Annotated in this window: 11 protein-coding genes; 1 reads left to right on the top strand and 10 read right to left on the bottom strand. The window is 38.5% G+C overall.

Annotated elements, in window-relative coordinates; all coding sequences use genetic code 11:
* Positions 1-114: 114 nt before the first annotated feature.
* The 8 genes from ISS83_02755 to ISS83_02790 form a co-directional block, all read right to left on the bottom strand.
* On the bottom strand, positions 115-663 hold the full coding sequence (locus ISS83_02755) for a GerMN domain-containing protein (protein MBL7142549.1): 549 nt from the start codon (positions 661-663) through the stop codon (positions 115-117).
* Between the two features lies 1 nt (position 664).
* On the bottom strand, positions 665-1,351 hold the full coding sequence (locus tag ISS83_02760) for a PD-(D/E)XK nuclease family protein (GenBank protein MBL7142550.1): 687 nt from the start codon (positions 1,349-1,351) through the stop codon (positions 665-667).
* Entirely contained in the window at positions 1,348-1,800 is a 453-nt protein-coding gene (gene greA, locus ISS83_02765) for a transcription elongation factor GreA (GenBank protein ID MBL7142551.1), read from the bottom strand. The genes ISS83_02760 and greA overlap by 4 nt, the downstream gene beginning before the upstream one ends.
* 4 nt (positions 1,801-1,804) lie before the next feature.
* The gene (locus ISS83_02770; GenBank protein ID MBL7142552.1) at positions 1,805-2,281 is read right to left on the bottom strand and encodes a tryptophan-rich sensory protein; all 477 of its coding nucleotides are present in this window, start codon (positions 2,279-2,281) and stop codon (positions 1,805-1,807) included.
* Between the two features lie 5 nt (positions 2,282-2,286).
* Complete coding sequence (locus ISS83_02775; protein ID MBL7142553.1) at positions 2,287-2,706, bottom strand: type II toxin-antitoxin system death-on-curing family toxin; 420 nt, start codon at positions 2,704-2,706, stop codon at positions 2,287-2,289.
* A complete protein-coding gene (locus ISS83_02780) occupies positions 2,703-2,960 on the bottom strand; it encodes a helix-turn-helix domain-containing protein (protein MBL7142554.1) in 258 nt (85 codons plus the stop codon). Before ISS83_02780 ends, ISS83_02775 begins: the two co-directional genes overlap by 4 nt.
* A gap of 68 nt (positions 2,961-3,028) precedes the next feature.
* Positions 3,029-3,412, bottom strand: coding sequence for an FKBP-type peptidyl-prolyl cis-trans isomerase (locus tag ISS83_02785; protein MBL7142555.1), 384 nt, complete (start codon positions 3,410-3,412; stop codon positions 3,029-3,031).
* 239 nt (positions 3,413-3,651) lie between these two features.
* Positions 3,652-4,305 carry an SdpI family protein gene (locus ISS83_02790; protein MBL7142556.1) on the bottom strand — a complete coding sequence of 218 codons (654 nt, stop codon included), beginning with the start codon at positions 4,303-4,305 and terminating at the stop codon, positions 3,652-3,654.
* Between the two features lie 406 nt (positions 4,306-4,711).
* On the opposite strand from ISS83_02790, the gene dnaA reads away from it, so the two are divergent.
* The gene (gene dnaA, locus ISS83_02795) at positions 4,712-6,019 is read left to right on the top strand and encodes a chromosomal replication initiator protein DnaA (GenBank protein MBL7142557.1); all 1,308 of its coding nucleotides are present in this window, start codon (positions 4,712-4,714) and stop codon (positions 6,017-6,019) included.
* Positions 6,020-6,104: 85 nt separating this feature from the next.
* On the opposite strand, the gene ISS83_02800 is transcribed toward dnaA, so the two are convergent.
* On the bottom strand, positions 6,105-6,326 hold the full coding sequence (locus ISS83_02800) for a DUF167 domain-containing protein (GenBank protein MBL7142558.1): 222 nt from the start codon (positions 6,324-6,326) through the stop codon (positions 6,105-6,107).
* A gap of 20 nt (positions 6,327-6,346) precedes the next feature.
* On the bottom strand, positions 6,347-7,501 hold a 1,155-nt coding region (locus ISS83_02805; protein MBL7142559.1), incomplete at its 5' end, for a DEAD/DEAH box helicase.

The following is a 7,501-nucleotide window of genomic DNA, read 5'->3' on the forward strand; positions in this document are numbered from 1 at the left end:
AATTTTTGGGCGAAAGAACAAAAAAAAGAACTAATATTCGATACGTACCCCCTTTTTTTATTTTGTTATTTCCGTATTATATACACTACTATAATTTCAAAGAAAAGTCAAGCCTTATGGCTGTAATATATCCTCTGTCCTGCCATCAATTGAAATTATAACATTATCCACCGTATCAAACTGTTTTAAAGTCTCCGTTATCTCAGCCCGAATAGCAGTAACCCTGCAGGAACCACCAACCTGAAATTCCAGCTGTTCGTCAAAATCAACCTTAGCTGTTCCTTCCTCAATCGTTAAACTCTGTATTTTTACTCCTTTATTGATATTGCTAAAAAACTCTTCTTTCTCTTCTTCTGCTGTCGGCCCTTTTAAAAGCTCTTCTAGGGCTGCTCTGGCAATACCTTCAGTTTGAACAATCACTCTTTCTGTCGGAAAAACTTTATTACAATCAGCCTCAGTATTTAATTTAGAATTTCCAAAAAACACTTTTACGGTCGTTGTAGCTTCTGTCTGCTCTTCTGGCACAGTGCTTGTAGCAACTTCCTCAGTCGTTGAAGTAGCTTCTTCTGTAGTAACTGTTTCTATTGGAGCAACTTTCTGGACTATGAAATAGCCGACAAAACCAATCAAAATAATAATTAAAAGAATAAATAAGTTATTCATATTATTTAAAATCTACCGCTCTCTGAAGCCATTCTCCATATTGGCAGTCCTGGCTGTGAGGAGGCGGCGCCTCTCTTTTTAAAACAGCCACTGCTTCCTTAAATAATTGGGGAATGTCAGAAGGATCAGTGGCTATTTCCTGGAGTTCCTTTCTAAAGGGCAATCTGTCGTTGAAACCGTTATTTTTATCAACTATATAAAAAGCCAAATACCCTTTCCTGGTTGTCGGAAATCCGTTTTTCTCCAAAAGATAGGTATATATGTCCATTTGTATTTGGAAGCGGTCATACACCCTAGCTACGGTACTGCCGGTTGATTTGTAATCCAAAACAGCCAGTTTGCCGTCGGGAAATTCCAAAATATCGTCAACCGCGCCAAACATCGTTGCTCCTAATTCTTCATCAAAATATCTGATTCCGCTGAAATTATTCCTCCATTGGTTTAAAAGCTCCTGGTTTGAAAAAAGCTTAGCCGGAATATTGTGGGCCACGAGTAAGGGATGCTGTTCCCCCTTTTTCCGGTAGCTGTCAAACTCTTCTTTCAAAAGCAAATCAACAGCTGCATTCAAGGCATAAGGATATGGCTGGGGCCTTTTGATGCCCATTTTCTTGTCCAGCCAAAAGCAGCAAGGACATTCCAAATACAGATTCAAAGAGCTGGGAGATAATTTTATAGGTTTGTTGTTCATTTTATTTTAAGAATCTTGTATTCTTTTTCTCCCCCGGGAGTGTTAATTTTCATTGTCTCGCCTTCTTGTTTGTTCAATATCGCTTCGCCCAAAGGAGACAAAAAAGAAATCCTGTTGTTTAAAACGTCAGCTTCTTCCGGTCCGACAATCTGGAATTCTTCTTTTCCTTCTTTTGACTTCAAAGAAACGAAAGAGCCTATCTGCACTTTGTTGCTTTTTTCCTTTTCGATAATCTTTACTTGGACGATTGTTTCTTTTAATTCCTTAATTCTTCTTTCGACAAACTCCTGTTCATCTCTGGCTGCGTCATAACCGGCATTCTCGCTCAAATCTCCCTGAGAAACAGCCTGTCTCAATCTTTCTGCAACTTCTTTTCTTTTTTCCTTTTCCAAATATTCCAATTCTTTTTTCAACTTTGCCAGGCCGTCTGAGGTCAAGTATTTTGTCATAGAATTAATTGAGCAGCCAAATGGAAAGGTTTAAAACCGAAGCGAAACTAACCCACAAAAGATAAGGAATGAAAAGGAAACCAGCTGTCTTGCGAATCCTGAAAAACTTTACGGTAATTACCAATATGAAAATCCACAAAACAACAATCTCAATAAAAGCCAATCCAGGATTCCTTAAGCCAAAGAATATGATTGACCAGCAAGCATTTAATATAAGATGAATTCCATAAATCTTTAAAGCAGAATTCCTAACAGTTAAATTATCTCTTTTTTGCCAGATTAAAAAAGCAGCTATGCCCATTAAGGTATAGAGAGTGAGCCAGGCAGGGGCAAAAAGCCAGTTTGGCGGGGCGAAAACAGGCTTTTCAAGAAAAACATACCAGTTCTGGATACTGGCAGTGGTAAAAATAGAGCCGACTATTCCTGCTAATTGGGCAACTAAGATTGAAATAATCAACTGCGATAAATTACGAAAGTTCATTTTTATTATAAATTTATTATGTAATTATTAATAAACGTTTCTGTTGCCTGGACAGTCTCTTTTTTTAATTTAGAATTACTTTCAGCCACCCAGACGGCAAAATTGTAAAGTTCTTTGTTATCAACTTTAAGCCATTTTTTGTTTTTGTAAAGAAAATAAAACAGAGTTGTCATAGCAATCCTTTTATTACCATTTTGAAAAGGATGGTTTTTTATCATTAAATAAAAAAGGATTGCCGCTTTCCCAATAATTCCTTTATAGAAATTATTGCCGCTGAATTTCTGAAATGGGACAAAAAGACAACTTTCTAAAATGTTTGGAAAACGAGTTATAAAATCAGGAATTGGTTCGCTATAACTCATTAATTCTTTGGCTAATCTAAAAGCAGTATATTCAACTTCAGCGATTGAAATCGTTTTAATCATGTTGTTCCTAACAGTTTAAGAGTTTCTCCATATTCTTTTACGGTTTTCTTAACCGCTTTTTCAACCTCTATTTTTTGTTTTTTTGTTATCCCTTTTTCTAAAACTTCGCTTAGCTCTTTTTTATCAATAACAAAATTACGGCCAATTTTCATGGCTTTTATTTTTCCACTTTTTATTTTTTTATATACGGCAACGTGGCTAATTCCTAGAATTTTTGCCAATTCTGTTGTCGAAATAAAATCTTTGTTCTCCATAATCTATATTAACTGATATTTATAGGTTAATATATATTAACTTATATGTCAATAGTTAATATAAGCTTTTATTGAATTTCCAGAAGCTCAACTTCAAATATTAAAGTTGCGTTAGGCGGAATTACTCCTCCTGCTCCGGTTGAGCCATAAGCTAGTTCAGGAGCAATGGTTAATTTCCTTTTTTCTCCAACCTGCATTCCCAAAACTCCCTGTTCCCAGCCCTGGATGACCTGATTCGTTCCAAGAACAAAAACAAAAGGCTGTCCCCTATCCACGCTTGAATCAAACTTGGTTCCGTCCTCTAAAAATCCTGTGTAATCAACAGTGATTGTGTTATTGTCATCAGCTAATTTTCCTGCTCCCTCTTGCAAAACCTCTATCTTTAACTGGTTTTTAGCGCAGTCTCCCCGAAAAAAATCCCATTCATCGCACTGCGAATCATCGTTAAACAAACAAAATCCTCTTTGTCCGCTTTCAAATGTTTTAATTGATATTTGACCCCCCTGTTCTTCGCAGTAAACTGCTGCTGGATTAGCCAGGCCAACAGATCCGTTTTCTTCCATGATTTCTGTTTCTTCTGAGCCCATTTCTTGCTCTGTCCCCTTTTGGTAAAAACCGAAATAATACACTAGACCAATAATGATTAAAATTAAACCGATTATTAAAAGTTTGTTTTTCATATATTTTTATTTTACTTTATATTTTTATTATTTGCTATTTCCTTTTGATATTCAAAATAAGAATAGAAAAAGACAAAAACAACAAAACAAATCACCGGTATCATCACAAAATAAAAGGCATACTCAACAAAGAATATTCCCAGTAAAGCAATAACTGCTGAAATCTTAAATAATCTGCCCCCTATTTTATGAGTTTTGTCCCAAACCTGCTCGCTGCTCAATGTCCAAGGAGTCCTGATTCCGATAAACCAGTTTCTTTTTGCCTTTTCAACCAAAATGCCAGCATAATACAAAAGAACAGCTAAAGACGGAATCATCAAATAAGTCATGTTAAACCTGAATCCCAGATTCCAGAAAATGGTAAGCAGATAAATATATAATAAAAACAACAATAAGATAATAATGAATCCGTCAAAGTATCCTTTAAACTTTTTAATGTTTTCTTTAAAAGGATCTATCTTGGGAATGAAAAGAAAAAGCAAAGCAACCAATAAGGAGATAATCGGCATTAAGAAAGCAGCCCAGAACTTTGAAATGTATCCGTCAACCTGTCCTTTCTCATTCCAATGGGAAGCTGCTCTTTCCGGCATTTGAGGATAGAAATAAAAAGCAACGGCAAAAGACAGAATAATTATTAAAAAGATTATTATTTTAGTTTGTTTCATGTATTCATAATTTGTTCTTTTTATTGAAATATTTTTAAAAAATTTCAACAAAATCTATTCTATCAACTAAAACTTCTCCTAGCAAAGCAAAGGGAATGGCAACAAGCACTATAATGCCAACCACATGCTAGGTTATCGGCTCGTTGGTAACGATTTTAACAGTAATTAAATTTTCAACCACGCCAACAATTATTCCGAAAATCAAAAACTCCAAAAATACTTCTAATCTTTCCCACTTCATATTAAATAATTCTAACAAAGAAATACCTTGTCAACAACCGAAGATTGACAAAAACCGAATAGTTGGTATTATAAAATTGATCTTTGACAACTGAACAATGGTTAATTCTGAAAGCTCAACTACCATTTCTGCAAAAAATAAATAATATTACGAAAGGAGGTTATTATGAGTAAGCTTTCAGCTGCACAAATCTGGGAGGCTGCTTTAGGCGAACTACAGTTATCAGTCAATAAAGCAAGCTACGATACCTGGCTAAAAGACACAAAAGGCTTAAAGCATCAAGGAAGCTTGTTCGTTATTGAGGTCCCTACTATCTTTATTTCCGAATGGCTGCAATCGAGAATGTCTTCTCTCATCAAGCGAACTCTTGGCAATATTACTGGCCGAGATGACCTAGAAGTGCAGATTGTAATTGCCGGGAATGAGCTTGTCCCTGAAACGAAAGAACAGCAGGTTATACCCAAGCAGTTGGAACTACCAACCAGGCATACTTTTGAGACTTTCGTCGTAGGAGATTGCAATCGTTTTGCCTTTGAAATGGCTCGTGAAGTGGGAGGACAGTATAACCAAAAATCCAATCCACTCTATCTTTGTGGCGGATCAGGAACTGGAAAGACCCATCTGCTGCAAGCTATCTGCAAGCTGGCCAGAGCTAATGGATTCCAGGCGCTCCTTGTCAGCGCCGAAGGTCTTACCAATGCCTTCGTCAGATCAATTCAAAACAACAAAGTGGATGAATTTAACGAGATGATCAGATCGGCAGGTATGCTCTTGGTTGACGACGTTCAGTTCCTTGCCGGCAAGAAAAAAACTCAAGAAAATCTTCTCTACAGATTCAATGAGTTCTATGACAATGGTAAGCAGGTGGTCGTGGCCGGTGATGCCCCACAGCATGAGATGGACTTTTTGAACAAAAGCTTGCGTTCTCGCATGGAGGGTGGCACTACTGCACATCTCGACTTAGCTGACTATGAAACACGCCTAGCCATTCTCAGCTCCAAAATACCTGAGGAACCAAAGGTTCCGCGAGAAGTCATGGAGTTTATTTGCCGGCTAAATATCGATAATATACGCAAGCTGGAAGGCTGCCTTACCAGTGTGGTGAATTACTGCCGGCTGGTTACCAAGTCTGCACCCACGCTGGATGACGCTATCATTGCCCTGAAAAGTATGACATCCAGTCAAACTTGCAATAACCTGAATGCCAAGAAGATAATCGAAGCTGTGGCAATACATTTCGAGATTACTCCGACGGACATCAAAAGCCAGAAGAGGGATCAAAAAGTTGCCGATGCAAGACAAGTTGCCTGTTTCTTAATACGACATGCAACCCCAAATACTTGGGTGCAAATAGCCCGATCGGTCAACAGGGATCATTCAACAGTGATGCATGCCTGTAGCAAAGTGGAAAAGGACGACGACTTGTTGGAAAAGGCACGTCAGATACGAGCGCAATTATCAAGCGTTTGTTAGACAAGATCCCCCCCCCTAAATCCCCTGATGTAGCAATACTTCAGGGGCTTAATTTTTAAAAAACCGCTTCTTCCGCGGTTTGAGATTATTTCAATATTTCAAAGACTTTCTGCTTTGAAGAAAATCCGGAAATAAGATTAACGCACGAAGGAGAAACTTTAAAATAAACAGCTATTACTTTAATAATCGCCTTGTTCGCTTTACCGTCTCTAGGAGGTTCTATAACTGAAACAATGAAGTTTATCTCATCAATCTTTTCTATCTTTTCTTCTCTGGCTGACGGTTTTGCTCTAACGAATATTTTCATATTTTCTTTTTTTATCTGTTTCACCCCAGTTTCCCCCTCCGATACTTTTTACTGGAATAAACTAGACGGGGTTTTACAAATTGCATAGTCGGAAATTCAGGAAGCGTAGATACGTTCAATTTTTTTCGGATTAACCATTCGATTGCGCGAATTTCTCCCTGTTCAGTCGGCGTCACAAAAGAAATCGCATGGCCTTTTACACCAGCCCTGGCAGTTCTGCCTATCCTATGGACATAATCTTCCGCTTGTGAAGGCAAATCATAATTTATAACCAATTCTATTCCGATTACGTCAATCCCCCGCGCCATAATATCGGTTGCCACGAGCACGCGATATTTCCCGGTTTTAAAACCATCCAAAGCGCTTTTTCTCTGAGGAAAGGTGAGGTTTGAATGTATTTCTGCGGCCGAATAACCCATGTGCTTGATTGCCCGCGCGATACGACTGGCTCCGTATTTCGTTCTTGTAAATATAAGCGTTGATCCCGAATATTGGGCCAAAACCTTTTCGAGCAAACGCAGTTTTGCTTCCCTGGCGACAATAAAAATATCCTGAGAAACGCTGTCAACCGTTGTACCGGTCGGAGCTATTTCAACGCTGATCGGAAACTTCATATTCGCTGACGCAATGCCCATGATTTCCGGAGAAATGGTAGCTGAAAAAAGCATTGTTTGGCGCTCTCTCGGAACTGATCTTAAAACTTCTTTTATTTGCGGCAAAAATCCCATGTCCAGCATACGGTCAGCTTCGTCAAGAATCAAAATATTTACATTTTTAAGATTAACTGTTTTTTGATACAAATGGTCAATCAGACGTCCGGGTGTTGCTATAATAATGTGCGGGTTTCTCCGGATAGACACTATTTGAGGCTTAATGGGAACCCCGCCGATCAAAACTGCGGTTTTAAGACCGAGAGAGTTGCCGACTTTACGAAGTTCCGCATCGATTTGTATTGCCAGCTCTCGGGTCGGCAAAATCACCAATCCTGAACCCTTACTGCTTGCCAAACGCTGAATCATCGGAATACCAAAGGCAAGAGTTTTGCCCGTACCTGTTTGGGCGATACCCACTATATCCTTTCCCTGAATGGCAATGGGGATTGATTGGTATTGAATGGGGGTCGGCGTCACATAACGAATCCTTTTCAAAATCTCAAGAATCCCGGGAGCTATCCC

The organism is Candidatus Paceibacterota bacterium (assembly GCA_016782605.1).
Taxonomy (GTDB): Bacteria; Patescibacteriota; Minisyncoccia; order Minisyncoccales; family RBG-13-42-11; genus BS750m-G71.

Bases quoted from the DNA above. Each gene is read 5' to 3' on its own strand.
- ISS83_02755 (MBL7142549.1), bottom strand. From the start codon at position 663: ATGAATAACTTATTTATTCTTTTAATTATTATTTTGATTGGTTTTGTC.
- ISS83_02760 (MBL7142550.1), bottom strand. From the start codon at position 1,351: ATGAACAACAAACCTATAAAATTATCTCCCAGCTCTTTGAATCTGTAT.
- greA (MBL7142551.1), bottom strand. From the start codon at position 1,800: ATGACAAAATACTTGACCTCAGACGGCCTGGCAAAGTTGAAAAAAGAA.
- ISS83_02770 (MBL7142552.1), bottom strand. From the start codon at position 2,281: ATGAACTTTCGTAATTTATCGCAGTTGATTATTTCAATCTTAGTTGCC.
- ISS83_02775 (MBL7142553.1), bottom strand. From the start codon at position 2,706: ATGATTAAAACGATTTCAATCGCTGAAGTTGAATATACTGCTTTTAGA.
- ISS83_02780 (MBL7142554.1), bottom strand. From the start codon at position 2,960: ATGGAGAACAAAGATTTTATTTCGACAACAGAATTGGCAAAAATTCTA.
- ISS83_02790 (MBL7142556.1), bottom strand. From the start codon at position 4,305: ATGAAACAAACTAAAATAATAATCTTTTTAATAATTATTCTGTCTTTT.
- dnaA (MBL7142557.1), top strand. From the start codon at position 4,712: ATGAGTAAGCTTTCAGCTGCACAAATCTGGGAGGCTGCTTTAGGCGAA.
- ISS83_02800 (MBL7142558.1), bottom strand. From the start codon at position 6,326: ATGAAAATATTCGTTAGAGCAAAACCGTCAGCCAGAGAAGAAAAGATA.